The organism is Streptomyces sp. NBC_01622 (assembly GCF_045209635.1).
In the GTDB taxonomy this organism is placed as follows: Bacteria; Actinomycetota; Actinomycetes; order Streptomycetales; family Streptomycetaceae; genus Streptomyces.
The window spans coordinates 1,516,503-1,542,465 of the sequence record NZ_CP109293.1; the positions used below are offsets into that span (position 1 = coordinate 1,516,503).

General features: G+C 69.1%; 25 protein-coding genes and 2 pseudogenes. 11 read left to right on the forward strand and 16 right to left on the reverse strand.

Features of this window, described 5'->3' with window-relative positions:
* Nucleotides 1–137: 137 nt before the first annotated feature.
* Nucleotides 138–394, forward strand: a pseudogene (locus OH768_RS07010) (transposase family protein); the annotation flags it as partial.
* 109 nt (nucleotides 395–503) lie between these two features.
* Here the strand turns inward: OH768_RS07010 and OH768_RS07015 are convergent.
* The 4 genes from OH768_RS07015 to OH768_RS07030 all read right to left on the reverse strand — a co-directional run bounded on the left by OH768_RS07015 (nucleotide 504) and on the right by OH768_RS07030 (nucleotide 3,728).
* Entirely contained in the window at nucleotides 504–1,109 is a 606-nt protein-coding gene (locus tag OH768_RS07015) for a TetR/AcrR family transcriptional regulator (RefSeq protein WP_406451125.1), read from the reverse strand.
* Nucleotides 1,110–1,291: 182 nt separating this feature from the next.
* A complete protein-coding gene (locus OH768_RS07020) occupies nucleotides 1,292–2,146 on the reverse strand; it encodes an alpha/beta fold hydrolase (RefSeq protein WP_406451127.1) in 855 nt (284 codons plus the stop codon).
* An 82-nt stretch (nucleotides 2,147–2,228) separates the two neighbouring features.
* Nucleotides 2,229–2,975, reverse strand: coding sequence for an SDR family NAD(P)-dependent oxidoreductase (locus OH768_RS07025; RefSeq protein WP_406451129.1), 747 nt, complete (start codon nucleotides 2,973–2,975; stop codon nucleotides 2,229–2,231).
* Between the two features lie 33 nt (nucleotides 2,976–3,008).
* Nucleotides 3,009–3,728: an SDR family NAD(P)-dependent oxidoreductase gene (locus tag OH768_RS07030; protein WP_406451131.1), complete on the reverse strand. Its 720-nt coding sequence runs from the start codon at nucleotides 3,726–3,728 to the stop codon at nucleotides 3,009–3,011.
* Nucleotides 3,729–3,939: 211 nt separating this feature from the next.
* Between OH768_RS07030 and OH768_RS07035 the strand changes: the two genes are divergently transcribed.
* The 3 genes from OH768_RS07035 to OH768_RS07045 all read left to right on the forward strand — a co-directional run bounded on the left by OH768_RS07035 (nucleotide 3,940) and on the right by OH768_RS07045 (nucleotide 5,998).
* Entirely contained in the window at nucleotides 3,940–4,293 is a 354-nt protein-coding gene (locus OH768_RS07035) for a VOC family protein (protein ID WP_406451133.1), read from the forward strand.
* Between the two features lie 28 nt (nucleotides 4,294–4,321).
* The gene (locus tag OH768_RS07040) at nucleotides 4,322–4,696 is read left to right on the forward strand and encodes a DUF427 domain-containing protein (protein ID WP_406451135.1); all 375 of its coding nucleotides are present in this window, start codon (nucleotides 4,322–4,324) and stop codon (nucleotides 4,694–4,696) included.
* Between the two features lie 348 nt (nucleotides 4,697–5,044).
* A complete protein-coding gene (locus OH768_RS07045) occupies nucleotides 5,045–5,998 on the forward strand; it encodes a Ppx/GppA phosphatase family protein (RefSeq protein ID WP_406451137.1) in 954 nt (317 codons plus the stop codon).
* A gap of 306 nt (nucleotides 5,999–6,304) precedes the next feature.
* Here the strand turns inward: OH768_RS07045 and OH768_RS07050 are convergent, their stop codons facing one another.
* The 3 genes from OH768_RS07050 to OH768_RS07060 all read right to left on the reverse strand — a co-directional run bounded on the left by OH768_RS07050 (nucleotide 6,305) and on the right by OH768_RS07060 (nucleotide 9,609).
* Complete coding sequence (locus OH768_RS07050) at nucleotides 6,305–7,327, reverse strand: methyltransferase (protein WP_406451139.1); 1,023 nt, start codon at nucleotides 7,325–7,327, stop codon at nucleotides 6,305–6,307.
* Nucleotides 7,324–8,670 carry a glycosyltransferase gene (locus tag OH768_RS07055; RefSeq protein ID WP_406451141.1) on the reverse strand — a complete coding sequence of 449 codons (1,347 nt, stop codon included), beginning with the start codon at nucleotides 8,668–8,670 and terminating at the stop codon, nucleotides 7,324–7,326. Before OH768_RS07055 ends, OH768_RS07050 begins: the two co-directional genes overlap by 4 nt.
* 414 nt (nucleotides 8,671–9,084) lie before the next feature.
* Entirely contained in the window at nucleotides 9,085–9,609 is a 525-nt protein-coding gene (locus OH768_RS07060) for a YceI family protein (RefSeq protein ID WP_406451143.1), read from the reverse strand.
* Between the two features lie 333 nt (nucleotides 9,610–9,942).
* Here OH768_RS07060 and OH768_RS07065 point away from each other — a divergent pair, with 333 nt between their 5' ends.
* Nucleotides 9,943–10,410 (forward strand): MarR family winged helix-turn-helix transcriptional regulator, encoded by a 468-nt coding sequence (locus OH768_RS07065; RefSeq protein WP_406451145.1) that lies wholly within the window; start codon nucleotides 9,943–9,945, stop codon nucleotides 10,408–10,410.
* 62 nt (nucleotides 10,411–10,472) lie between these two features.
* Here OH768_RS07065 and OH768_RS07070 read toward each other — a convergent pair whose 3' ends face one another.
* Nucleotides 10,473–11,168, reverse strand: a complete 696-nt coding sequence (locus tag OH768_RS07070) for an SDR family NAD(P)-dependent oxidoreductase (RefSeq protein WP_406451147.1) — start codon at nucleotides 11,166–11,168, stop codon at nucleotides 10,473–10,475.
* 134 nt (nucleotides 11,169–11,302) lie between these two features.
* Here OH768_RS07070 and OH768_RS07075 point away from each other — a divergent pair, with 134 nt between their 5' ends.
* Nucleotides 11,303–12,229 (forward strand): helix-turn-helix transcriptional regulator, encoded by a 927-nt coding sequence (locus tag OH768_RS07075; protein WP_406451149.1) that lies wholly within the window; start codon nucleotides 11,303–11,305, stop codon nucleotides 12,227–12,229.
* A gap of 183 nt (nucleotides 12,230–12,412) precedes the next feature.
* On the opposite strand, the gene OH768_RS07080 is transcribed toward OH768_RS07075, so the two are convergent.
* Nucleotides 12,413–13,888, reverse strand: a complete 1,476-nt coding sequence (locus tag OH768_RS07080; RefSeq protein ID WP_406451151.1) for an MFS transporter — start codon at nucleotides 13,886–13,888, stop codon at nucleotides 12,413–12,415.
* A 501-nt stretch (nucleotides 13,889–14,389) separates the two neighbouring features.
* On the opposite strand from OH768_RS07080, the gene OH768_RS07085 reads away from it, so the two are divergent.
* Nucleotides 14,390–15,136 (forward strand): IclR family transcriptional regulator, encoded by a 747-nt coding sequence (locus OH768_RS07085; protein ID WP_406465175.1) that lies wholly within the window; start codon nucleotides 14,390–14,392, stop codon nucleotides 15,134–15,136.
* A gap of 1 nt (nucleotide 15,137) precedes the next feature.
* Here the strand turns inward: OH768_RS07085 and OH768_RS07090 are convergent, their stop codons facing one another.
* The 4 genes and pseudogenes from OH768_RS07090 to OH768_RS07105 form a co-directional block, all read right to left on the reverse strand.
* Nucleotides 15,138–16,268: an aromatic ring-hydroxylating dioxygenase subunit alpha gene (locus tag OH768_RS07090; RefSeq protein ID WP_406451153.1), complete on the reverse strand. Its 1,131-nt coding sequence runs from the start codon at nucleotides 16,266–16,268 to the stop codon at nucleotides 15,138–15,140.
* Nucleotides 16,269–16,345: 77 nt separating this feature from the next.
* The gene (locus tag OH768_RS07095) at nucleotides 16,346–17,515 is read right to left on the reverse strand and encodes an NAD(P)/FAD-dependent oxidoreductase (protein WP_406451155.1); all 1,170 of its coding nucleotides are present in this window, start codon (nucleotides 17,513–17,515) and stop codon (nucleotides 16,346–16,348) included.
* Nucleotides 17,512–17,874, reverse strand: coding sequence for a bifunctional 3-phenylpropionate/cinnamic acid dioxygenase ferredoxin subunit (locus OH768_RS07100; RefSeq protein WP_019069625.1), 363 nt, complete (start codon nucleotides 17,872–17,874; stop codon nucleotides 17,512–17,514). Before OH768_RS07100 ends, OH768_RS07095 begins: the two co-directional genes overlap by 4 nt.
* Nucleotides 17,875–18,205: 331 nt before the next feature.
* Nucleotides 18,206–19,122 (reverse strand): annotated as a pseudogene (locus tag OH768_RS07105) (TIGR03619 family F420-dependent LLM class oxidoreductase).
* A 394-nt stretch (nucleotides 19,123–19,516) separates the two neighbouring features.
* Here OH768_RS07105 and OH768_RS07110 point away from each other — a divergent pair.
* The 4 genes from OH768_RS07110 to OH768_RS07125 all read left to right on the forward strand — a co-directional run bounded on the left by OH768_RS07110 (nucleotide 19,517) and on the right by OH768_RS07125 (nucleotide 22,675).
* The gene (locus tag OH768_RS07110; RefSeq protein WP_406451157.1) at nucleotides 19,517–20,101 is read left to right on the forward strand and encodes a hypothetical protein; all 585 of its coding nucleotides are present in this window, start codon (nucleotides 19,517–19,519) and stop codon (nucleotides 20,099–20,101) included.
* A gap of 81 nt (nucleotides 20,102–20,182) precedes the next feature.
* Complete coding sequence (locus OH768_RS07115; RefSeq protein WP_406451159.1) at nucleotides 20,183–20,596, forward strand: tyrosine-type recombinase/integrase; 414 nt, start codon at nucleotides 20,183–20,185, stop codon at nucleotides 20,594–20,596.
* A gap of 10 nt (nucleotides 20,597–20,606) precedes the next feature.
* Complete coding sequence (locus OH768_RS07120) at nucleotides 20,607–20,924, forward strand: helix-turn-helix domain-containing protein (protein WP_406451161.1); 318 nt, start codon at nucleotides 20,607–20,609, stop codon at nucleotides 20,922–20,924.
* 491 nt (nucleotides 20,925–21,415) lie between these two features.
* On the forward strand, nucleotides 21,416–22,675 hold the full coding sequence (locus tag OH768_RS07125; protein WP_406451163.1) for a hypothetical protein: 1,260 nt from the start codon (nucleotides 21,416–21,418) through the stop codon (nucleotides 22,673–22,675).
* A gap of 211 nt (nucleotides 22,676–22,886) precedes the next feature.
* On the opposite strand, the gene OH768_RS07130 is transcribed toward OH768_RS07125, so the two are convergent.
* The 3 genes from OH768_RS07130 to OH768_RS07140 form a co-directional block, all read right to left on the reverse strand.
* The gene (locus tag OH768_RS07130) at nucleotides 22,887–23,660 is read right to left on the reverse strand and encodes a hypothetical protein (protein WP_406451165.1); all 774 of its coding nucleotides are present in this window, start codon (nucleotides 23,658–23,660) and stop codon (nucleotides 22,887–22,889) included.
* Nucleotides 23,661–24,131: 471 nt separating this feature from the next.
* Nucleotides 24,132–24,281, reverse strand: coding sequence for a hypothetical protein (locus OH768_RS07135; protein ID WP_406451167.1), 150 nt, complete (start codon nucleotides 24,279–24,281; stop codon nucleotides 24,132–24,134).
* Between the two features lie 1,014 nt (nucleotides 24,282–25,295).
* Nucleotides 25,296–25,889: an isochorismatase family protein gene (locus OH768_RS07140; RefSeq protein ID WP_406451169.1), complete on the reverse strand. Its 594-nt coding sequence runs from the start codon at nucleotides 25,887–25,889 to the stop codon at nucleotides 25,296–25,298.
* Nucleotides 25,890–25,963 lie beyond the last annotated feature (74 nt).

Here is a 25,963-nt window from a genome sequence, read left to right on the forward strand (position 1 = left end):
CGGACCGACGAAAAGACTCGCCGATGAAGCTCGGTTCACACTTCCCTTAGTCGGGCCCGCTATTGAGGGAAGTGTTCGAAGTCTCAACCCACCGGCACAGAAGCCCTGTTGGTTCCCTGTCCTGCCGCACTCGACCTCCCGCACACCCTGGTCGAGTGCGCAGGATGCTCATCCGGATCTGCGAACGCAAGGGCGTGCCCGTCCTCGCCGACCACGCCTAGACCGGTGCCGGCCTGCGCGTCACCCACTGGCCCGAGGCGTCCGCCCGGCGGGGAACTCACCCCCACCCAGCGCACCGTGAACCGCGAACCGTGTCCTCGCCCAGGCCCGAGTTCCCGTCGAACGCGGCATAGCGCGACGGAAGTCCTGGCAGATCTTCCGCAGATCCCGCATCATCCGCTCCTGCCAGGAGAGACGACGGCCTCCAAGGCTCCTTGCGCAGCACGGGCGTCGGCGTTCGCCGCCCCACTGGTCATCGGCCGGGCCTTCGGCGTTTCACCCGGTCACTGCCCGGCGTCGACCGGTTCCTTGTCCTTGACCGCGGCGTCGAACAGTGCCGCGGCTGCCGCACGGGCCGTCGTTGCCGCGGACGGGTCCCGGTCCATCCGTGCCGAGATCCCGGCGCCGTCGTACAGCAGGTGGAGCTGCCGTGCCAGGTCGTCGGGATCGGCGACGCCGGCCTCGCGCGCCAGATCCGTGAAAAGCGTCCGCACCCAGAGCCGGTATCGGTCGGCGGCGCCCTCCACCGGGCTGCCGGGCCGTACCTCCGCGCTGGCCGTCATGTGCGCGCAGCCGTTGAAGCCGGGCTCGGTGAACAGCTGGCCCTGCCCGTCGAAGACGCCGAGCAGCCGCTCGCGCGGCGTCCGGAACCGGGTCAGGACGCGCTCGATCTGCTCACGGGTGCGATCGTGGCGGGCGTCGAGGTACGCCTGCACCAGTTCTTCCTTGCTGCCGAACAGGTTGTAGAGCGACGCCTTGGCCACGCCGGCCTTCTGCACGATGCGGTCGATGCCCACGGTCTGCACGCCCTCGCTGTAGAACAGCTCGTCGGCGGCGGCCAGCAGACGTTCACGCACGGACGGCTTCGAGGCGGTGGCCTTGGTGGACATGGTCACTTCCTTCTTTCAGACTGACGGTCCAGTCTACGGCTCCCCGTGGAGGGCTCGTTCGCCTCCCACCCCGTCCAACAAAGCCAGACAGACCTGTCTTCCCGCACTGACGAGCAGAGGCGGTCACCGTGCTGCGGTGACCGCCTCTGCGCTACGGGGCCTTCTACCTGGCCACTGTGGTCCTATCGGTCGAGGAAGAGCTTCGTGTGGGTGACGAACCGCTCGGGGTACTGGAAGTGGGCTCCGTGGTTGGCGTCCGGGTACAGGATCAGCTCGGCGTCCGGGAGGAACTGCTGGAGGATGTACGAGTTGATCGTGGGGATGATGATGTCGTCGGTGCCGTTGACCACCAGGACCGGGATCGCGATGTTCTTCAGGACCGCGTACGCGGGGTCCTTCACGGCGCCGTAGGTGTGGATCGCGGTGCCCTGGCCTGCGTAGACCTGCTCGCCGAACGGGGAGTCGTCGCGGTCCTTGCGGGCCACGATCCGCTCGACGTAGGCGCGGCCGAGCTTCTGACTGGTCTGGGTCGGGGCGAAGAGGACAGGCAGCCACATGTCTTCCTGCCGGGGCAGCCTGACGGTGAACAGGGCGGCGGTCTCCGCCGGCGTCTCGCCGATGCCCACCCCGCCGCGCGGGCCGGTGCCGACCAGGACCAGCTTGCGAGCCAGGTCGGGGCGCTGGATGGCGACCTGCTGGGCGACCAGGCCGCCCATGGAGTGGCCGACGAGGTCCACTCTCGTCAGCCCGAGGGCGTCGATGAAGATGCCCGCGTCGGTGGCCATCTGCTCGATGGTGTCCGGGACGAGGCCGCTGGTGGAGGCGACTCCGGTGTTGTTGAACAGGATGACCTCGCGGTCGGCGGCGAATCCGTCGCTGATCGCCGGGTCGTGGTCGTCGAGGTTGCCGATGAAGTGCTGGAAGAACACGACGGGGGTTCGGCCGACGGCCGCGTTGCCGAAGCGGCGGTAGGCGAAACGGATGCCGCCGGCCTCGACGAACCGGGTCGGGGCGGTGTCGTGGGTGTGGTCGGTCATGGTGGCGCTTCTCCTCGGATCAGCGTGTGGAGGCGGGGCGGTGGGCCGTCCGGGCACGCAGGGGTTCTGCGTCGGGAGCGGCTCAGTTGGCGGTGTGGCCGCCGTCGGCGTTGAGGATGTGGCCGGTGATGAACGACGCCTCGTCGGACGCGATGAACACGATCGCGGCGGCGACCTCCTCCGACAGGCCGAGGCGGGCCAGCGGAACCTCACTCACCAGGGCCGCCTTGTTCTGCGACGTGCCGGTGAAACGGGTCAGCATGCCGGTGTCCGTCGGCCCCGGGGCCACACCGTTGACCCGGATTCCCGACGCGGCGACCTCCAGGGCCACCGACTTGGTGATGCCTTCGACGGCGTGCTTGCTGCCGACGTAGACGGAGGCTCCGGCGGCGCCCTCATGGCCGTAGGTCGAGGAGATGTTGACGATGCTGCCGCTGCCCTGTTCCTGCATGACGCGGACCTGGTGCTTCATGCTCAGGAGCACGCCGAGGACGTTCGTGTCGAACGTCGCGTTGTACGTCTCGGCAGTCTGGTCGGTGATCGGGCTGGGCCGGCCTTCCGTGCCGGCGTTGTTCACCGCGACATCGAGACGGCCGAACCGTGCGACGGTCTCGTCGACCATGGCACGCACCTCGTCCTCGTTGCGGACGTCGGCGTTGACGAACTCGGCCCACGAGCCGAGCCCACGCAGTTCCTCGACCAGGGCCTTTCCTGCCTCGTCACGGCGGCCGGTGACGACCACGTTCGCGCCCTGCTTGGCGAAGGCGACGGCGGCTGCGCGACCGATGCCGGTCAGCGCGCCGGTGATCAGTACGACGGGGTTGTCCATTGCTGTGCTCGGTTTCTGTAGGTGTGGTGGGGGTCAGACGGCGGTGCGTCCGCCGTCGGCGGGGATGACGGCGCCGGTGATGTACCGGGCGGCACGCGAGGCCAGGAACGCGATGACGTCGGCGATCTCCTCGCCTTCCGCGGCGCGGGCCAGGAGCGTGGTCGTGCCGAGGGCCGTGATGTTCTCCCTGTCGGAGCCGCCGGTGTAGACGGGTCCGGGGGCGATGGTGTTGATCCGCACACCCCGCGGGCTGTATTCGGCGGCCCAGGAACGGGTCAGCGAGGTGAGTGCGGCCTTGGTGGCGCTGTAGGCGGCGCCACCTGCCAGGCCGATCTGCCCGGCCATGCTGCCCAGGTTGATCACGACGCCCTCGCCGCGCTCGGCCATCGCCGGCGCGATGACGGACGTGAGGTAGTAGGCGCTGCGCACGTTGGCGTCGAACAGCGCGTCGAACGTGTCGGGCTCCAGGTCTGCCGTGGGTCCGAACCAGGAGAACCCGGCGTTGTTGACGAGGACGTCGACGCCCTTGGCCGCGGCCGCCAGCTGCATGACGGCCCGGACGTCGGTGAGGTCGGCGGCGAGGAACTCGGCACTGCCGCCGAGGCCCTCGATCCCCTTGACCACCGCGGCCCCGCGGTCCGCGTCGCGGCCGTGGACCAGGACCCTGAATCCGTTCCGGGCGAGCTTCTCCGCAGCGGCCCGGCCGATCCCGGACGTCGCGCCTGTGACCAGGGCTGTGCGTGTGTCGGTCATGGTCGCCCTTCCCGCTAATTGAGTAGACCGGTCTGTCTGCTTTCTGCATTCAGCTAAACAGACCTGTCTAGTCTCGTCAACTCCACCACGGAAGATCCAAAGCCACGCCCGTCCATCAATAGTGTTTGACGTGTAGCAAAGGTGGCGCCTACGGTTGCCACGCCACAGAGACAGACTGGTCTAATCAGTCGAGTAGATCGAGGAGTGGAGCATGAGTACGACCTTCTTCGGCGTGTCCTTCGACGCCATCGACGCCGCACGCGCCGCGCGGTTCTGGGCTGCCGTCCTGGACCGAAAGGTCACCGACGGGGCCGACGAGCACGATGCCGTCGTGGAGGCCGGCGACCCCGCCAGCGGACCGCGACTGGCCTTCCACCAGGTGCCCGAGGCCAAGAGCGTCAAGAACCGGTTCCACCCGGATCTGATCACCGGCGACTACGAGGCAGAGACCGAGCGACTGCTCGCCCTCGGGGCGACCGAGCTCCACGAAGTCGTGCGCGGCGGCGCCCGGTGGACCACGTTCGCCGATGTCGAGGGCAACGAGTTCGACCTCATCGCCGGCTGAACCGCCCACGACGAAAGGGAAGATGACCATGACGACACGGGAACCCAAGATCCCCGGACCCGACCACCCCATCACCATCGAGGCCACCGACATACGCGTGGTCGCCCGCGTCGGCACACACGTCGTCGCCGACACCACGCGGGCCCTGACACTGCGCGAGGCCAACTACCCGCCGGTGCACTACATCCCGCTCGACGACGTCGACCGGACGCTGCTCACGGACAGCTCCACCCAGACGTACTGCCCCTACAAGGGCGACGCCTCGTACTACAGCCTCGCCCTCGCCGACGGCGTGCGAGCCGACTCCGTGTGGTTCTACCCCGAGCCGTACGACGCCGTCGCGGACATCGCCGGTCACGTCGCCTTCTACACCGACCACGTGGACGTCCAGGCCGGCGCCTGACAACCAAGGGGCGAGGAGTCCACGCCGCCTGCCACAGGAGCCGCCCGGAGGACCCGGGCGGCGGTCCTGTCCGTGGGCAGTGGGCAGTTCACCCGCGTCACCAACGAGTTCCTGCCTGTCGGTCCGCTCAGCCATGTCGCAGCCGGCCCGACGCCGAAACAGCCCGCCATGCCGGACGCCCGCGCCCGCGATCGGGGCTCCTGCTCTGGGAACCGGTCGGAGGGTGTACGGCTGGTGACGATATGCTCATGCGATGGGCCGGAATCCCCGTCATGCCGTCGTCTGGACTGTCGGAGGACGGGAGATGAAGCCGGTCCTGCCGAGCGCGGGGTCAGAGGAGGCGATGGGGTGCGGCAGGCAGGTGTGCTCGATGTCGGATGCCACAGTGCTCTGCTGACGGTCGTGCGACGGCGCCCGGGTGCGGTGCTGGAGCCGGTGTTCTCCCGCAAGGTGCGGCTGAGACTGCACGAGACCCTCGACCACAAGGGACGGCTGGACCAGGCCGGCGTGCACAGCGTCGAGCGGGCAGTGGCCGAGGCCGTCGCCGCCAATCCACGTCAGCGCGGACCGGAAGTGTTCGCCTTCGCCACCTCCGTCATCAGGGACGCCCCCAACCGTGACGCGATCATCGCGCGCGTGGCACTCACCACCGGCACCCGCCTGCGCGTGCTGACCGGCGAGGAGGAGGCACGGCTGGCCTACGTGGCCGCCCGCCAGTGGGCGGCCCCGACGGCCGCCCCCCTCCTTGTCCTGGACATCGGCGGCGGCACGCTGGAGATAGCCTCCGGCACCGGAGACCAGCCCGACGCGGTGTACTCGCTGCCGCTGGGCGCGCGCAGAATCACCCGGGACTGGCTGCCCGGCAACACCACACCGTCCCCACGCCGCCTGGCCGAGATCCGCAAGTACCTGCAGCGATCCCTCGAAGCCGTTCCCGACCTGCCGCGAGCCGACCCCGGCGTGCGGGTGCTGGCCTGCTCCAAAACCTTCGAACAGCTCGCCCGGCTCGCCGCAGCCCGGGGCAGGACGCCGCGAGCCGGACGACAGTTGGCCCTGCCCCAACTGCGCGCTTCGGCCACCCTGTTGGCCGGGGCGACGCCGTCCCGCCGCGGCAAGCTGCCGGGCATCTCCCGGCACCGAGCTGAACAGTCCCTGGCCGGAGCCCTGATCGCCCAAACCCTCATGGAAGCCTGCGGCGCCAAGCGCGTCGAAATCTGCCCCTGGTCCACCCGGGAAGGACTCCTGTTGGAACGTCTCGGCGTGCCCCACACCACAACAGACCCCTCCCGCCTCGCCGGCTGAACCCCAACACTCCGCCCGGCGAGCGCCGCCCCCTGCCTTCCTTCAAGCCCGGTGACCAGCGACGACTTCACATCGATCGATGTGTTCCGGCCCTCCATGCACCGGCCGGCCGACCTGCATCCCGGCACCGGCAAGACCGACGCCCGCGACGTCTACGTCATCGCGGTTGCACCCTGCCGCACTCCATCGACCTCGACAAGAGTGCGCGAGCCTGATCACGGCCCTGGGATACGACGACGAGTCCGTTGCCGACCAACCACCTGTGGGCATGGGCCCCACCCCTGCAGGCGGGCCCTTGCAGGGCGGTCACGGCAGGGAAACCGTCCCCACGACGAGGGCGTTGGCACTCACCCCCGCGACCGGAACACGTTCCACCGCAGCGCATCCGGCCGCCCGCAGCCACCGCTCGTACTCGGCGCCCGCGTAGTTCCTGCCACGTCGCGTCTCCACGAGCATCAGCAGGTTGAACAGCGCGGCAGGCGCGGGTCCCGACTCGTCGTCGTCCATCAGCAGTTCGGCGACCAGAATCCGGCCCCCGTCCGGGAGCGCCGCCGCGACCTTGTCCAGGATGACCTGGTTCTCTGCGGCGCTCCAGTCGTGCAGCACCGACGACAGGAGGGCTGCGTCGTGTCCGCCGGGCAGCTTCTCTTCGGCGAAGAAGTCTCCGGCCACGCAGGTGATCCGGTCGCTGAGGCCCGCCTCGGCGACCCGCTCCGCCGTCTGCTCGCACACGAACGCCAGGTCATAGACCGTCGCTTCGAGAGACGGGTAGGCCCGGCACAGCTCGATCGTGAACGCGGCACCGCCACCACCGACATCCAGCAACCGCCGCACCGACCCGAAGTCGTACGCCTCGGCGACGGCCCGCGCCGTGTACGTCGACAACGAGTGCATGCCCCGCCAGAACGTCCGCACCGTCACGGGATCGGCGTCGTCGAACAGCGAATCCCGCCGCGTCGAGTCCCATACGGTCGGTGCGTCGGTGTGCACCGCCTCGGCGAGACGCATCCAGCCCGCGTAGACCCGTTCGTCCAGCATGGTGACGAAATCGCCGAAGTAGTAGCGGGTTCCGGGGACCAGGTACTCGCGCGCCAGTGGCGACGCCAGGAACCGGTCCCCGTCCTTCTCCAGCAGCCCCAGACCTGCGCATCCGGTGAGCAGCATCCCCGCCGGACGTGTCCGCAACTCCCGTGCGGCGGCGAACTCTTCGACGGTGATCCCGTCGCCCGCCGCCATGCTGAACACGTCCAGCTGAACGGCGACGGCGAGTGTCTTGCTCGCGAACAGCCCCGAACTGAGCTGCATCAGAGCGAAGGGTGCGACCGTCACAGCCCGTCCCCTTCCCGCTGCGGGCCGAGTCGTGGTTGCCCGACCGTGGCCGTGGACTGCTCGACGATCTCGGCGATGGCGTCGAAGGGCCGGTACTCGGCGCACTCACTCCGGATCTCACTCGCGCGCTTGCGGTAGCGCGGGTCGTTCAGTACGTCGTCCACGGCGGCACGGACGGCGGCCGACTCGGGGCGGGCGGTATGCAGGTTGACCCCGACGCCGGACCACTCGACCCGGGCGGCGACCTCGGGCTTGTCCTCGGTCTCACCACCGACGACGAGCGGGACCCCGTGCCGCAGCGCGGTCTGGACGCCCCCGTAACCGGCGTTGGTGACCAGGACGTCGGCGAGCGGCAGCAACTGCTCGAAGGGCACGAACCCGGCGAGGCGGACGTTGGCGGGAACCTGACCGTCCAGCGCCGCCCGTACCATGTCAGGGCCGTCGGGGCGTGCCGTCGCGGCCACGACGGTCACGTCCGCGTCCGCCAGCGCACCGAGCGTGGGCACGAGGAGCTGGGACAGGTCACCGTTCTCCACGGTGCCCTGCGTGACGACGACGACCGGCCTGCCGGTGGACAACTCCGCCCACCAACGGGGGAGTTCGAACTCGCTGTCGGTGGCAGCCGGGAGAGGTCCGATGAAGCGGAAGCCCTCCGGGGCGTCACTGCGCGGGTACTCGAAGGCGGGAACAGTCAGCTGAAGCAGGTGGTCGGGGACCGTGGCCATGGCATCGAAGAGCGGAGCGGGCAATGCGACGCCCATCGCGGAGAAGACGCCTTCCACGTACTGCTGCGGATCGGCGAAGAACGCCCCCATCTGGACGCGCATGTCGTCGTAACGGGCACGTTCTTCGTCTGTGGTGGGCGGGAGCAGTCCCGGCCCGAAGGGCGCGGTGTCCACGCTGCCGAAGGCGGGCGGCGCGATGCCTATGTTCACCAGGAGAGGGCGTCGGCCACGGGAAGCGCGCAGGGCCGTCGGCAGCGTCCAGAAGGACATCGGCTCGCTGATCACCACGGTCGCGGGGAACTCGGCGAGCAGTTCCTGGAGGCGCCTGTCGTGGATCGGCGCCTGGTCGGCCGCGAGGTGCTTGATGTCGAAAACGATACGGTCGAGCGGGGCGAGCTTCTCGCGCTCCTTGAGCTCGGCGTCCAGGGCGCCGATCGTAACGTCGACCTCCGCCGGGTGCGGGACGAACCGCGCCCCGGTCGCGCTGATCCGCTCTTCGAACTGGGCCCCTGTGTAGAAGAGAACCTCGTGTCCGCGCTTCGTCAGGTCGGCCGCAATCGCCGCGAGGGGTACGACATGGCCCGGTACAGGGCCCGCCGTGACAATGATCTTTGCCATGGTCTCTCTTCCGGATGGGCAGAAAAGTGGTCTGGGGAAAACCGATGGGTATATGGGCGATGCAGAGGCTTTCAGGGCGTCGAACGGTTCGCGGCACCTGACAGGACTTCGGGAGCGCCCAGGTGGCGGTTGTCCGTTGGTGCCAAAGACGGACTGCGGGCGCGGCGGAACGAGATCTGTTCTCGCGCGATGCCCGCGTGGCCGACGCGCCTTCGGAGATCGGAGATCAGGCGCACCAGGACGTGGTGCGGACTGGGCTTGATCCGCTTTGGCGGCCATGCGAGATCAGAGGTCGAGTCCCGGAAGGACGTCCACCTTGGAGAACCCGGGGCAGAGGAAGCCGCCAGCTCGCCGCCCGGTCACCCCTGAGTTCAAAGCCGGGATCGTGGAACGGTGCCGCTCGGCCCGGACTGTTCAGGCCCTGTAGGCACGGGCACTGATTTCGACGGACAGGTGGCGGGCCGCCATGCCGCGCATCTTGGTGATTCCGAGCGCGTAGCGGTCGATCGTCCCGTGGGCGGTGAAGACCGCCGACGCGCCCGTGATGTCGATGTCCGTCACGGTGAGATCGACGAGCGCCGACTTGTCCCTCACCGTGAGGGTTCCCGAGACGGTGCAGCTGTCCGTCCGGCGCTGGATGCCGTTGGTCCGGAAGAAGATGGTGGGGTGACGGCGGGCATGGAGGAACAGGGACGACCTCACCTGGGGGTCCCTGATGAAGTTCCGGGTCGAGAAGCTCGAAGCGGAGATCTCGGCGTCCACGGTGGAGTCGTCGACCTGGTCGGGAACGACGATCACGCCGTGCGTCACAGTGAAGCGGCCGCGAACCTTGCCAAGGCCGAACATGTGCTTGGTCGTGAATGTGACGGTCGATGCCGAGCCGTCGATGATGTACCGCCCTGTCGGCGGCGCCTGGAGAGCGGTTGCGGAAGTCGACATGACATAGGTGCCCTTCGTCGAGTGGCGTGCCAGAAGTGCCGCGAGCCATGGGACGGCTCCCAATTCCATCTGCGGCAACAGCCAACCTAGCAATCGATGTCTGCGCAGGCAAGTAACGGTATGTGTTGGCTCCGCTACCACATGGGCGGCGAGCGAAGGAGTGCCGGCCGGCCGGCACTGTACGCGCGAACAGGCCGGACAGTGCGGTCAGGTGGCGCCTGCGAGTTGGCGGCGCTCTCGAATGGTCTGCCCCGGAGCGGGAAGACGGCGACCCCAGGCAGGTGGAGGTATCAGCATGAAATAGCTGCCTGCAACTGCAAGTATGCTGGAGGCATGACGGATGGCCCACCCACGAACATTCAGCCTTTGGACGATGTGGAGGAGCCGGCATGGCGAGATCTCGCCCGCTTCTTCGTGCTGGCGCCGCGGTACCTCGACGACGACTTGCAACGCGGCGCGAACATCTCACTCAGTACGTACAGTGCCCTGACGCACCTGTCCGAAGCGCCCGATCAGGTACTGCGGGTCACTGAACTCGCCAACCGTGTTTACCTGTCGGGCAGCAGGACGACGCGTCTGGTCGACGCCCTCGCTGCTGATGGCCTGGTGATCAAGAGACGTTCCGCAGGTGACGCGCGGGGTGTCGAGGTCATCCTCACGGCGAAGGGGCTGGAGAGACTGCAGCGGGCCTACCCTGTGCACCTGCGTAGCGTGCGGGAGCGCGTTCTCGATCACGTCCCGCGCTCCACCCTGCCCGATCTCGCGGAAGCGATGCACGCCATTGCCAAGACGCTCGGCTAGTTGCAGAAGTGGGCAGCAGGCTGTCCAACGCCTGCTGCTCCTCTGGTCCGGATGGAGTCGGCTCAGACCCCGTTGAAGTGCTCGTCGGCGAAACCCGGCTTGGCGTCGTCGATCGCCCGCCGGTACCGCTCGGCGATGTGCTCGGGGTCGAACGGGGTGCCCGGCTCCACCATCCCGTTGACCGTGAGGGTGAAGACCCGAATGCCGTCGTCGGCCAGCTGGGTGCCTAGCAGGTTCGCGACCCCGCGCAGCCCCAGCTTGCCCAGGGACAACGTGGCGAGGCTCGGGTGCGGCCGGTCGGCCAGTCCGCCACCGGTGAACAGCAACGTGCCGCCGCCGGCGGCTCGCATGGCCGGCACCGCGACCTGGGCGGCCACCACCCCGCCGACGACGTCGACGGTGTAGGCGCCCAGCAGGTCCTCGGGCGCGGCCGACAGAAGGTCGTCGGGCGTCAGCTGGGCAACGTTGTACAGCACGACGCCGGGCGGGTTCGGGGCCGCGTAGAGCGAGCCCAACGCCTCGCGCAGCTGCCCGGGGTCGGCCGCGTCGACGCGCACGACGGCCACCTCGGCCCCGGTCGGGCGCAGGTCGGCGGCGAGCTCCTCGAGCTTGTCCCGGTGCCGGGCCGCCAGGGTCACCCGGTAGCCGTCGCGGGCGAAGCGACGAGCGGTGGCGGCACCGATGCCGGGGCCGGCACCGATCACGAGCAGGTGGCGTGCGTCAGCGGGATGCGGCGAGGAGGACGTAACGGCGGACACGATGGGAGGGCTCCTTCAGGGCAGAGTGCACAAGGCCGATGGCCGTATCGTTTCCGTCCTCAAGACTGGTATCAAGTCACTGCTGATACTAGTTTCACGACTGAGTGGGGGCGATCGGTCCCCGGAGGATCCTGATGGTTGTGTACACCGTGCCGCGGCCCGAGGAGCCGGCCGATCCGTCGCCCGATTCCGCCGATGCCATCGGTCTCGGGAGCCGCGGCGGCTCCGACGGCGCGGCTGTCCGGCGCCGGGAGCTGGCCGTCTTCCTGCGCAACCGGCGCGAGCGCATGTCGCCGAGCGAGCTCGGTGTCGTGACGGTCACTCGGCGGCGCACGCCCGGTCTGCGCAGGGAGGAGGTCGCTCAGCACGCCGGGATGAGCGTCACCTGGTACACGGCCCTGGAGCAGGCCCGCGACGTACGCCCCTCGCCGCAGGTGCTCAACGCGCTCGCCCGCACGCTGCGCCTGGACCATGACGAGCGCCACCACCTCTACCGGCTCGCCGGTGCCGCGGACGACGCCGTGGCCGTGGAGTGCAACGCCGTGAGCACCGAGTTGCACGCCGTGCTGGACAAGCTCGACCCTTACCCCGCCTGCGTCCAGAACGGCAAGTTCGACCTGCTCGCCTACAACAGCGCGATGCGCCTGCTGATCACCGACCTCGACGAGGTGCCGATCGCACAGCGCAACTGCGTCTGGCTCACCTTCACCGAGCCCCGCTGGCGCGAGCGCGTCGTCGACTGGGAGCAGGCCGCGGCTCGCCAGGTCGCGAACCTGCGCGTCACCATGGCCGAGCACGTCGACGACGGCCGATGGAAGGCGCTGGTCTCGCGGCTGCGCGCGGAGTCGCCGGAGTTCACCGAACTGTGGGACCGGCACTCCGTCCGCGGTGTCGACGCCGGTGTGCCCCGCCAGATCGACAACCCGGAGGTTGGCCGGATGACCTTCACCGTCTCCAACACCTGGGTCGCGCCCGGCTCGACGACCCGGCTGCAGGTGCTGCTCCCCGCTGACCCCCACACCGTCGAGCGGCTGACCAGGCTGGTCACCGACGCCGGCTGAGCCCGACCCGCACTCGGCCCGCCTGGTCGTCGAGTCACTCCCCCGCGGCGCAGCAGGCCGGCGATCGCGGCATTGGCCACCGTCTCGCCGTTGTCCCCTGGTCAGCGGGACGAGCCCGGCGATCAGCCGCGGCGGCGCATCCACCCGGTTTGAGGCGGGCCGCTCCTGCGGGTCCGCAGGCTGTCACACATCCACCACGCCCCCGGCCTCCCCCGGTCGCGCACGCAGGTGGGGCAGGGTGTGCGCGCCTGCCGCGATCGCGAGCATGATCGCGGCCTGGACCGCGAGCGACACCACGAAGGCGGTGCCTACGCCGGTCTTCTCCAGCCCGACGAACAACGTGCCCAACGTCGCCACCCCGAGCGCCAGACCGGACTGCTGCACCGTGGTGACCACACCGCCCCCCACCCCCACCAGATGCTCGGGGACGTCGAGCAGGATCAGCCGGAAGAGGCAGGCGAAGACGAGCGCCTGGCCGGCCCCCGCCAGCACCAGTCCCGGTGCGAACGCCCAGTAGTCGGTGTGCGGCCACGTGGTCACGGTGACCAGGACGAGCACCAGGAGGCCGAGGGCGACGGCCACCGCGGCGACGGCGACGACGCGACGGGCGTCGAACCGGGCGATGGCGCGCGGCGCGGCGAGGGACCCGGCGAAGTAGGCGACCGCCAGCGGCAGGACCGCGAGACCTCCGCCGAGCACCCCGCTGTGCAGACCCGTCTGGACGGTGAGGGCGAACACGAACATGAAGGCGCCGTAGGTGAGCATGAAGGGGAGGTGCATAGCGAAGCCGCGCCTCATCGACCGCAGCCGCAGCAGCGAGGGAGGCAGCAGCGGCACCCGCCCGGCCGCCTCGGCGCGGCGTTCGACGACGACCGTCGCCGCCGCGAGCACCGGCACCAGCACCAGCGCGCCCCAGCACCACGGAGGCCAACCGATCGTCGGTCCCTCCGCGAGCGGCACCAGCAGGGCCACCAGCGTCCCGGCGAACAGGAGCGTCCCCACCAGGTCGAGCCCGAGCGGGTGCGATGAGCGGGACGCCGGGACGAGACGCCGGGCCGCGATCAGGGCCACCGCACCGATCGGCACGTTGACGAGGAAAATCGGCCGCCATCCGGTGCCCGCGACGTCGGCGGTCACCAGCAGGCCGCCGACGAGCTGGCCGACCACGATCGCCGCGCCCGCGGCCGAGCTGTACAGCCCCAGGGCCCGGTGCCGCCGTTCACCGCTCAGCGTCGCGTGAAGCGTCGCGATCACCTGGGGGACGACCAGGCCCGCCGCGGCCCCCTGCAGGATCCGTGCCGCGAGCAGGACACCGATCCCGGGAGCCGTCCCGCAGACCAGCGAGGTGAGCACGAAGGCGGACATCCCTGTCAGCAGCATCCGCCGCCGGCCGATCATGTCGCCCAGCCGCCCGCCGAGGACGAGTGTCGCGGCATAGGCCGTCCCGTAGCCGGCGACGACGAGTTCGAGCGCGCCGGCACTCGCCCCGAGCGACGACTGGATCGTCGGCAGCGCGACGTTGACGATGAAGAAGTCGACCTGGGGCAGGAAGACCGCGGTGATCAGCACGGCGAGGCCGGCCCTGGTCAGGCCGGCGGCCGGCTGCGCGGAATCGCCCGCGCTTCGGACGACGGCTGCAGAACGGGATGACGAGGTCATGGCCCCCATGGTCAGCGCCCTCAAGGCGGGCAGCCAGCAACGCCTCATCCTAGGAGTCACAGTGACCGGCACGGAGCGGAAGCAGCAGATCGGCAGGGCCGACAGGACCGACAGGCCTACATCGCACGCACGAAGCCGTGCCCTCAGTCAGGTCCTCCCACCGACTCCTGCGATCGGCCAACACCCCTGCTTCCGGCGCGACTTGTCCGAACAAGAGCAGCGAGCTGTCGTGACCGCCCGCACCGACCCGGAGTTCCTTCCGCAGGGTCGCATCAACGCCCGTGCCGGCCACCGGAGGCCACCACGCGACGAGTACCGGCTGACGGCACCGTCCCGCGGTGCTGCGGCAGCGGTCACACAGCCCACCACATCAGCCGTTACCAGGCGAAAAGACCTGGTCAGAGTCCCCACAGTAAACGCCTTGTAGCGTACTACGCGTATAGTTTCGCTGTGAGCAACTACAGTCCAGATACTGAAACGACAGGTTCGCACTCCGGCGGGGTGCAGTCCGTGGACCGCGCCATCAGCGTGCTGGAGATTCTCGCGCAGCGTGGCGAGGCCGGGGTCAGCGAGGTGGCCGGTGAGATCGACGTGCACAAGTCGACCGCGTTCCGGCTGCTCGGCGCCCTGGAGGCACGCGGGCTCGTGGAACAGGCGGGCGAGCGCGGCAAGTACCGGCTCGGCTTCGGGATAGTACGGCTGGCCGGCGCGGTCACCGGTCGGATCGACATCACCCAGCAGGGCCGCCCGGTCTGCGAGCGCCTCGCCGAGGAGATCGGCGAGACCGTCAACATCGCGGTGATGCAGGAGCAGTACGCGATCAACCTGTACGAGGTCCGCGGCCCCGGCGCCGTCACCGCGCACAACTGGGTAGGCGAACTCACCCCGTTGCACGCCACCTCCAGCGGCAAGGCCCTGCTGGCCCACCTGCCCGCCAAGGAGCGCACCGCGCTGTTGGCCGAGGCCGGCCTGAAGAAGGTGACCCCGCACACCATCACCTCGAAGTCGAAGCTGGAGAAGAACCTCGCCGAGGCCCGGGAGCGCGGATACGCCTGGACGCTCGAGGAGTTGGAGGTCGGGCTGCACGCCGTGGCCGCACCGGTGCGCAACCGGGACGGCGAGGTGATCGCGGCGGTCAGCGCCTCGGGACCCGCCTACCGGTTCACGGAGGAGCGGCTGCACGAACTCGCCCCGGTCCTGGTCAAGGGCGCCGAGGAGATCAGCCACCGCATGGGCTACCTGGGCTGAGTCACCCCGGGTTGATCCCCAGGCGCTCGTTCACCCAGTCGTGGAACGCGCCGATGTGATGCTCGCTGGGCACCAGCACCCCGCCCTTGGCGTACATCCGTGAGCTCATTCCGGGCTGCGTGCGTTCGCAGGCCTCGAAGTCCTGGCGGTTGACCCGGTCGAAGAGTTCCACGGACCGGCTGACGTCCTTGCCGCTCTCGACGACGTGTGGGAGGTAGAGCCAGTCGCACTCGACGATCGTGCGGTCGACGGCCACCGGGTACATCCGATGGAAGATCACGTGGTCGGGGACGAGGTTGATGAACACCTGCGGCTTGATGGTGATCGCGTAGTAGCGGCGGTCCTGGTCCTCGCTGACCCCGGGGATGCGGTCGAGGCCCTCGGAGCCGTCGACGGTGAATCCCTGGACCTCCTCGCCGAACTCGGCGCCGTGGCCGACGTAGTACTGGGCGGCGTAGCCGTCGGCGAACTCCGGTAGTACTTCGGTGAGTTCGGGGTGGATCGTGGCGCAGTGGTAGCACTCCATGAAGTTCTCGATGATGAGCTTCCAGTTGGCCTTGACGTCGTAGACGACGCGCCGGCCCACCGAGAGGTGGTCGATGTCGTAGTGCTCCAGCGACTCCACGTCGCCGAGCCGGGTGACGACCTCGCTGATGACGTCCTCGTCGAACGACGGCGGGTTCTCCGCCAGGTTGACCCACACATAGCCGAGCCATTCACGGACGGCGACGCTCACCAGCCCGAACTCGGTACGGCCGACATCGGGCATCTTCGTCAGGTTGGGCGCCGCGACGAGCTTGCCGTTCAGGTCGTACGTCCAGGCGTGGTACGGGCATTGGAAGGCCCGCTTGACCTCGCCGGCCTCCTCGGTGCAGAGCTTGGCGCCGCGGTGCCGACACACGTTGAAGTAGGCGCGTATCGAGTTGTCGCGGGCGCGGGTGACGAGGATGCTCTCGCGGCCGACGTCCACGGTCCGGAAGGCACCGGGTTTGGCCAGGTCGGAGGAGCGCACGACGCAGAACCACATCGTCTCGAAGATGTGCTCCTGTTCCTGGGTGAAGATGGCCGGGTCCGTGTAGGAGGAGCCGGGCAGGGTGGCGATCAGGCTGTCCGGCAGGCTGGTCGAGGTCACAGTGCACTCCTCCGAGAACGTCGTGGATCGGTCGGTCACGCGCCGGGAAGAGCGACTCCGGACGGCGTAGGTACGGGTCAACTCACCATCGCGGCAAGCTGCTTGCGCCACCGCGTGAACAGCCGCGGCTGGTCCATCGCGAGCACGGCGACCGGCTGTCCGCCGCACCGGTAGACGGCGAGGAAACTACGGTCGCCCGGGGCGCCCTCCTCGACGGTCACACTGTCGGCACCGGCCGCGTGACCGGCGAACTGGATCTTCACGCCGTACTGGTCCGACCAGAAGTACGGCGGCCGGGGCACCCCCGGCTCCGCCGCCCCCCAAGACAGCAGCGCGGCCACCGCCGCGTCGGGCCGCTCCCGCGCCCCGGTCCAGTGCTCGACCCGACGATGGAACCCGGCCCGCGGGTCGTACCAGGACGCGCAGTCTCCTACGGCGACCACGCCGGCGAGGCTGGTACGGCCGTCCGCGCCGCACTTGACGCCGTTGTCGAGCTCGACGCCGGAGCCTTCGAGCCACTCCACGCACGGGCGCGCGCCCACCCCCACGACGACGATGTCGGCGGGGACCGTCCGCCCGTCCTCAAGGAGCACGGCGTCGACCCGGTCCTCCCCACTCAGCCCCTTCACCCCGGCACCGCACAACAGCCGTACGCCATGGGCCTCGTGGAGGGCGGAGACGATGCCGCCCATGGTCTCGCCGAGGGGACCGGCCAGGGGGGTCGGTGCCGCTTCGATCACCGTCACGTCGAGTCCGAGGGCGTACGCGGTGGAGGCGACCTCGGCACCGATGAAGCCGCCGCCGATCACCACCAGCCGTCCGCCCAGGGCGAGTTCGTCGCGCAGGGCGCGGGCGTCGTCCAGGGTGCGCAGGGTGTGCACGCCGGCCAGGCCGTCCGTGCCCGGCAGGTTCCGCGCCACCGCACCGGTCGCGAGGACCACCCCGTCGGCCCGGACCTCCCGGCCGTCGCCGAGGGTCAACACCCGTTCCGCGCCGTCGGCTTGGAGTCCTACGGCGCGGGCACCGAGCAGCCACTCCGCGCGCAGGTCCTCGCCGTCCGTCTCCAGCAGGAGATCGGCCTCGCCTACGGTCCCGGCCAGGAACTCCTTGGACAACGGCGGTCTGTCGTACGGGCGATGGGGTTCGTCGCCGATGACGACGAGCCGTCCGTCGTAGCCCTGTTTCCGCAGCGAGCGTGCCGCCGACAGCCCGGCCAGCGAGGCGCCGACCACGGCCACGGTCCTCACGCGGGTCCGCCGGCCAGCCGGGACGCGACGCAGGGCGGCAGGTTCGGGGCGTCCGTGGACGGCACGACGTAGATCATGCCGTCCTGGACGAGCACCTCATGGGTACGCACCGGGCGCTTGGCCGGCGGGGCGTCGACCGCGCCGGTGCGCAGGTCGAACTTCGAAGCGTGCAGCGGGCATTCCACCTCACAGCCCTCCAACCAGCCGTCGGCGAGCGAGGCGTCCTGGTGAGTGCACGTGTCGTCGATGGCGAAGACCTCGCCGTCGTCGGTGTGGAACACCGAAACCGGCGGATCGATGTCGAGCCGGTAGGCCTCGCCTCGCGGCAGATCCACGAGAAGGCACGCGGGAATCATCATGACACCTCGGTGCGTATAGCGAAACGGATTGCGGTAAGCGCAACGTCAGTTTGAGGGCGCCCCCAAACCCTTGTCAAGGCATCCAGAGGACAGGTGAACCCCGGGTTCGACGTTGCCTCTCACGCAACATGCCGCACAATAGGCAACTCCGCGAGCAGGGAAACGGGCCGTTCATACGACGCCGAGGAAACCCGGGTCCACGCCGTCGAGCTGAAGGCATGTGTCCCGGCTCAGGCCGAGGAGTTCCGTCGTGGGCACCGTGCGACGGCTGGTCGCCGACAGCTCCCGGCGGCCCTCGGCCGACCCCAGCGGCGGGAAGAACGACAGCCCCCTAACCCTCGCTCAGCTGCTCGTGGAAACGGTGTGCCAGGTCCGTCAGCTCTTCCGCGCTCCGCGCGGTCTGCTGCAGGTCGACGAGGACCTCGTCGGCGCCTGCCGCGTGGGCGGCGAGCAGGTAGTCCGAGACCTGGACGACGGCTCCCCGGTGCGGAACGGCGTCGTCCGGTACGGCCTCGGCCGTCACGACGGGGTTCACGCGGACGACGGTGCGCAGGCTGCCGGGGTCACGTCCGGCCGCCTCCGCGATCTGCCGGATCTGGCTGATGACGTAGGCGAGTCGGGGCACCGGGAGCGCGACACCGGCCCAGCCGTCCGCGCGGCGGCCGATGCGTTCCAGCGTGGCCGGGGTGAGGCCGCCCAGGAGTACCGGCGGGCGCGGGCGCTGCACGGGGAGTGTCTCGATGTGCGCGCTCGGGATCGTCCACAGCTCCCCCTTGTACTCGGCCGGGGAGCCGGGCCAGACGTGTTCCAGGACGTCCAGGATCTCCTCCAGCCGGGCTCCGCGTCCCCGCCACGGCACCCCGATGGCCCGTACTCGTCGGACGACCAGCCGAGCCCGAACCCGACGTCGAGCCGCCCCCCGCTGAGGATGTCGACGGACGCCAGCGAGCGGGCCAGCAGGAGCGGGGAGCAGAAGGGCGCGTTGAGCGTGCTGGTCCCGAGGCGCAGTCGTCGGGTGGCGTGTACCAGGAAGGACAGGGTGACGACGGGGTCCAGGAAGGTGCGGTACTCCTCCGGTACGGGACCGCCGCCGGGATAGGAGTCCTTGGGGTGCGTCGGTACCAGGGCCCGGTCGCCCACCCACAGGCTGTCGAAGCCGATCGCTTCGACGTCGGCGGCGAGCCCGGAGATCGTGGCGGGGTCGGTGAACAATCCGTACTGGGGAGCTCCCAGTCCGATCCTGAGCATGTGTGTCACCTGATTCGAGAGACTGGTGCGGTCCGTTCTCGGATCACGGTGCCCGACGCGGATCGACGTCCGGTCGACGGCGGGTGAAAGCGACGTCGACGCGGTGGGCGAACAGGCTCAGCGCCCCGCCGCTTCCTTCCGCAGCCGGTCGCTGACCTCGTACACACGCTGTGCCGCGGAGATGTCGACCTCGGCCCGGTCCGAGCTCAGCGCGGTGAACAGGCGTGTCGGGACTCCCGTGATTTCCTTCCGGTCAGTGCATCTTCTCCTGACCTGCGACGCTGGTGAGCCGGGGGTCCACTCGATCGCGTGGAGAGTTCGACGTTCCGTCGAGAATCCCGAAGGTCTGCCGCTATCCATGACGCATGGTCGTTTGCAGTGAACTGAGGCACGGATGACGCTCGCGGTCGTCCGGTCGATCGGGACGCCCCGGCGGCTGGAGACGGCGCAGGAATACGAGGACTTCGAGCAGGAACTGGTCGACCAGTTCCTGCTCGCCGGAGTTGGCGCCGGACTGAGCGACGACTCCATCGCCGACGACCGCCGGGCGATCTTCGAGTTCGTGCGGTTCCTCAGCCGGCCGGTGTGGGCCACAGCGCCGGAGGACGCGGACCGATTCCTTGCGCATCAGCGCAAGGCGAAGCGGCTGGCTCACAGCACGGTCCAGGGCAAGGCGTGGACGCTCGCCCAGTTTTTCGACTTTCTTATCGCCCGTTACCAGGGCGACGTGTACGCGCTGACCCGCCATGTGCTGGTGCAGCCGATCGACGAGTTCAACCGACCGGCAAAGAGCGAGTACGGGACGCCGCAAATCCCACCATCGGAGGCCGAGGTGGACCAACTGTTCACCGGATGGCGGGAGTCACTGGGGCAGGCGCGGAAGTTTTTGCCCTCCGCCCAGGACTACATGGCGGCCTCACTGTGGCGCCGGGTCGGTACGCGGATCGGCGAGAGGGTAAAGCTGGACATTCGCGACTAGCGGCCAGACCTGGGCGACTTCGGCAAGTTCCACGTCCGGCACGGCAAGGGCAACCGGGGGCGGGGACCGAAAAGTCGCCTGGTGCCGGCCATCAACTCGACGGACGTCCTGATGGACTGGTGGCTCGGTGATGTGCGGCATCAGTTCGGTGACGACTACGCCAACCCCGACGCCCCGATGTTCCCCAGCGAGCGCCGTGACCCCCACACGGGGTTCTGCCTCCGGGCTGAAGACGACGCGCTGCGGTCGGGCCTGGAGAGCGCGGTCGACGCATCCCTGCCCTCCTGGTCAGGGAGGCTGACGCCGCATGTGCTTCGGCACTTCTGCGCTTCATCGCTCTACCTGCAGGGCGTCGATCTGAAGGCTGTGCAGGAGCTGTTGGGCCACGAATGGCTGTCCACGACGACCCGGTACATACATGTTCACGACAACCACAGTGAGCAGACATGGGTCGCGGCGAACCAGCGGGTCGCGTCCCGGCTGGGCCTGGGATGAGGAGGAGGGTATGCGCTGGAACTTGCGGATGAAAGCCGCCGAGCAGGGGATCTGGAAGTCCACCGAGATGCGTCGGCGCCTGGCGGAGGCCGGGTTGGAGATCAGCGCGGGCAAGATGTCCGCGCTGTGGACGGGAACGCCCACCACGGTCCGGCTCGATGACCTGGACATCATCTGCGCGGTGCTGAGCTGCACGACCGCAGATCTGCTGATCCATGAACCGGAGGTGGCGGCAGCCCGCCGGCCGAAGTGCGAAGCGCAGGCCGCGACGGGATCTCCGACAGCTGTCCCGCGGCTCGGGCGCGGCCGAACCGTCCCGCCGATCTGATGACGGCGCCGAGGATCTGCCCGAAGTGCCGCGCGCGGCCGGTAGCCAATCACCACTCGAAGTACTGCCACCGCTGCCGGCCGCAACCGTGCGACCCGCCACCGTGTCTACAGTGCGGCTCGACGGAGGACTACTGGACAGCGTACAAATGCCGTAGCTGCTACCGAGGTTCGCCTGAGCTCCCAGCATCTTGCCCGGACTGCTTCGCGTGGGGGATGCTGCGCAGTAATAGCGGGCTGTGCCTGGGGTGCCGAGGCTGGCGTAGGACCTACCCCGGACCGCGGCCGTGCCGGATCTGCGGACGGGAGCGATGCCTACGCGACCGTGCGTGTCGCTTGTGTTGGAGGCAGGCCCGACTGCTGCGGCACCCAAAGCGCGCTTGGGAACTGGAGGCGGCGAACCGGCACCGGCAGCAGTTGTTCCTCGCCGACATGGAGCGACGCCTGCAACTGATGCGGGACCCGCCCCCGAAAGGCCGGCAGCCTGCGTTCTTGACCGATGCGCCACCACCGCTGGTCCCAGTCCCATACCGACAGCTCGTGCTGTTCCCACCGCACAAGCGGGATCTGCGACGCGGGCAGCAACACGGGTTCCCCGACGTCGACACGCCGGGGATCGCAGCGGCCTTGGAGACGGCAGCCGATGACTACGCGCGTCGCCACGGGCTGAAGAAGGGAACCGCCTTCGGCCTCATTCGCGGACTGCGCATCCTGCTCGCCTTGCAGGACACCCCCGGTACTCCCTTCCGGGCAACTGACGTCGTACCTCTTTCAACGTTGCACCTGCCGGTCAGGCCGATCCTGAAGCAGCTTGCCGAGGTCGGCATGCTCGACGACGATCGCACCCTGCGGATCGTGACCTGGTTCCACGAGCAGACCGGTTCGCTTCCGGATCCGATGGTCAGTGAGCTGACCAGTTGGTTCGAACTGGTCCTCAACGGAGCGACATCCGCGCCACGGGTCAAGGCCCGCCCTCACCACTGGATCCAGAAATTGTACGAAGCGCTGCCCGCCCTGCGGGCGTGGGCCGCTGACGGCAAGGAATCGCTGCGGTCCGTCACACGTGCCGATGTCCTCGCTGTGCTCCCCGGTGGGGGGACTCCGCGCGGGGCAATGCTCCAGGGTTTGCAGCACATCTTGCGTGTCTTGAAGCGCCGAGGGGTCATCTTCACCGATGCCACAGCGCGGATCTCCGGTGGCAGCACCTTCCCCACCGTGCCGCTACCGGTGCGGGTAGCCGAGCTTCGCGAGACTCTGAATGCCGAAGCCGCTCCGAAAGCGGCGCTGGCAGCGCTGCTCATCTTCCACGCGCTCACCTCCAAGGAACTGCAGACAATGCTCACCACTGACCTGCGTGATGGCCGCCTGTTCCTGCAAGACCGCACTGTCCTGCTCGCCGACGAAGTACGCACCCGCCTGAAGAGATACCGGGAATATCGAACCAACCGGTGGCCACGCACCGCCAATCCGTACCTTTTCATCTCCCAGACAACCGCCTGCGGCACCGGCCGGGTCAGCCACGTGTGGATCAACGACACTCTCGGCATGCCCGCCCGGCGGCTTCGCGAGGACCGTCTCCTCCACGAAGCCGAAGCCACCGGCGGCGACCCCCGCCGCATCTGCGACCTGTTCGGCCTGTCCGTCGGGGCGGCGCTCCGCTACACCTCCACCGTCGACCAGCCCGGCATCGTCGAGTACCGTCTGCGCAACTCCGGGCCACGCCCGTCCCCACGAGCCGGCGACCTCGGCTGACTCCGCCGGCAATGCCCGCCCGCTGGTGCTCAGCCGCGCGCGTGGGACTGCAGTCACTGGGCTGCGGCCCGCAGAGGACGTTCGCACCGTGCGGGTCTGAGCTTCCCGAGGGTGTCTGCCCCCGCCCTGCGGCGGACGGAGGAGGGGCCACAGATGGCGGCTTGCCGTCTGTGGCCCCCTTTCGCGCGGGCGACGTGCCCAGCCAGCTCGGTCAGAGGCCGCCGACCTTGACGGGGAACTTCTCGATCGTCGCGACGACGGTGTCCGGGTGTTCGAGGTCGACGAGGTCGACCGGGTTCTGAAGCTGGTACAGGTCGCCCTTCGGCGGGAATTGGGTGAGAGAGCCGATGAGCTTCGCCGGGTCCTTGGTGGTCAGGATCAGCGGCTCGCGCGCGGCGCGCGCTTTGTTGTCTGTCGGCTGCTCGATCACCATGGTGAAGCTCAGCACCATGATCTGCTCGTACTTCGGCGGGAAGGCCTGCGTGAGCCGCAGGAGCGACTTCGGGTCGACGTCCGCGTCGTTCTGCTCAATGGTGATCGACCCTCCGGGGGTCCGCCCGCTCCCGCATGTCTCTCCGCCACGCATCGTCAGGTGCTTCTCCGCAACCGTGTCCGTCCGGTGCGCGGCGTCCTGGGCGAGGACGTCCTCCTCGACAGACCCGGCCACGTGTGCGCGGCAGGTGTGGCCGTTCAGCGTGAACTCGAAGTCTCCGGCCAGCGGCTCGTAGTCCACCTCTCCGACTGGTGGCAGCTCCGCTGCGTCTGCCTGGGGACGGGTTGCCGGACGGAGCGACGGCATCGCCTGCGCCATGGGCGGCGCAAGGCAGACCAGCCCCGCCATGCCCGCAACCGCACCGGCCGCCGCACGGCTGCCGGTGATTCCGAATCGAGCGTTCACTGCATCCTCCACAGAAGGCGCCAAGATCATCATTTCAACCGTGACACACGCACAAGCGTTCACGCCCGCACGACGCTCCCAGGTCACCCTGTTGGACACCGCATGCGACATAAGCGAAGAGGCGGCCTCCATCCGGATTCGCAGGCGGGGGATCCGAAGTCCCGCGGGTCGAGTGCTGCCGGCCGGGACCGTCGGTGCGGCCGACTGGGCCGGCCGCACCAACACGCACCGGCGCTCAGAACATCGGGACACCCAATTGGCCGTGCACGTCGGCGACTGCGGCATGGCCGGCCGCCAAACCGCCACTCGACGCCAAGGCCAACCGCCTCACCCGCGCCGTCGGGGCAGAACGCTCCGGTCGCTCAAAAAGAACTGGCTCATGCACGGGCCCGTGGTCCGCAAAGCCCACGGGGTCAGTTGTGGTCTCACCGCACGGCGGTGCCTCCCGGCCGAAGGTCGCGAACCCGCCCTGGACCGTGCAGTCCCGGGCGGGTTCGGCGTGGCCCTTGAGAGGTGTCGGATGGGGCCACGGTGGAGAGCGACGCTGCCGGTACCGGCTTACGCGCGGTGGAGTTTCCAGTCGCCGACGTTCTGGGCCCGGTTGTAGTAGGCGTTGGTGCACACGTCGTACTTGCCGCCGGCGGGTCCGCCTCCGTTCGTCTCCAGGAAGCCTCCATTGTCGCCGTAGGTGTTCCACAAGTGGATCACGTCGCCGGGCCGGACATGCTGGTCACCGGGGCTGGACGCCTGGGCGAAAAGGCGCCAGCGGCCGGTACCGGGGGCGCGGTCCTTGTCCTTGGACGTCAGGACGTTGAACTTGCCGCCGCTGTTCTTCTGGTCGGCGGTCGCATGCCCGTTGGTGTCGAGGTAGCCGCCGTCACCGCCGTAGAGGTTCCGCAGGTAGACCAGGCCCCGCTGACCACGTTGGCACCAACGGCTTTGCCCTCGGCGGAGAGGATCTGCCAGGTTCCAGTGCCCTCTCCACGCGTGGGCGAGTCCGCAGTCGACACCCCGTACTTCGCCCCGCCGTCGCTGCTGTGGCCGTTGGTATCCAGGTAACCGCCCGCCCAGCTGTTGTAGCCGTTCTGCAGGTGGACTTGGTCGCCGTACTTCAGCTCGTTCGCGATGCTTCTCCCTTGGTCGACGGAAGGCATGCGGACGGCACCCGCCCCGACGGTCAGGTCATCCCCCCACAGCCCATGTCCTTGACCTGCTCCGGATACCAAACCGCCCGTGAGGGGGGCGCTGGAAGCGCGACCGCAGTTCACAAGCACCAGGGCGCACGGAACCGCGGCATCTTCTGTCCCGAGGTGATCCCGACCAATCTCGCGGCAGCCTTCTGAAGATCCCTCCGCTGCCGCTCGGCTGCCCGTCCAGGTGTTCACGTCGGGTACCACTCGGCCGGTTAGATGTGAGGACACATCCGCTCGGACGCGTGGAGGCGCGGTGGCAGAGCCGGTCAAGGTCCAGCCGTCCAGGTCCTCGATGTCCTCGGGTGAGGCGAGCGGCTTGGCCAGCAGCCGGGTGTTCTCCTCGAAGATCTCCTCGGCCCGGCGGCAGGAGAGCCGGGCCCGGCCGGTCTCTGGGCACACGTCGAGCGTCGGTGTTCCAGCCGGGGCCTTGCGACCGGTGAGGAACAGTGGGCCGCGGGTGCGCCGGGCGATCAGTCGGGGCAGCAGCTGAGTTCGGTAGCCCAGGAGTCCGTGATGCGGGCCGGTCTATTCAGGCGGCGACGACAGGTTCCCCGGTCAGCGCGACACCGGCCCGGCGCAGCTCGGCGAGTGCGGTGCGCGTGGTGTCGGCGGCGACGCCAGCGGTGTAGTCGAGCAGGACCCGCACCGCGAAACCCGCGCGCACTCCGTCCAGCGCGGTGGCCTTCACACAGTGATCGGTCGCGATGCCGACGACGTCGAGGTCGGCGATGCCGCGGGCCTTCAGCCAGGCGGACAGTGTCGTGCCGTCCTGCGCCGAGCCCTCGAAACCGCTCTTCGAGGCAGAGTGCGCGCCCTTGAAGAAGACCTCGTCCACGTGCCCGGAGTCGACTGCGGGCACAAAATTCGGATGGAACTCGCCTCCCTCACTGCCGACGACGCAATGCACAGGGAACGAGTCCCGGAAGTCGGGGCTCTCGGAGAAGTGGGCGCCCGGGTCGATGTGGTGGTCACGGGTGGCGACGACGAAGGCGTACTTCTTCCCGTCGGCGCGCCGGACCAGCTCGGCGATAGCGGCGGCCCGGTCCGCGCCGCCCTTCACCGGAACGCTGCCGCCCTCGCAGAAGTCCTTCTGCACATCGACGATGATCAATGCACGACGCATGGAAAGCCCTTCCCTCGGATGAACCTCTCCTCGATGGTTGCCCTTCCGCCGGCGGGCGAGCGCGCCACTCGCGG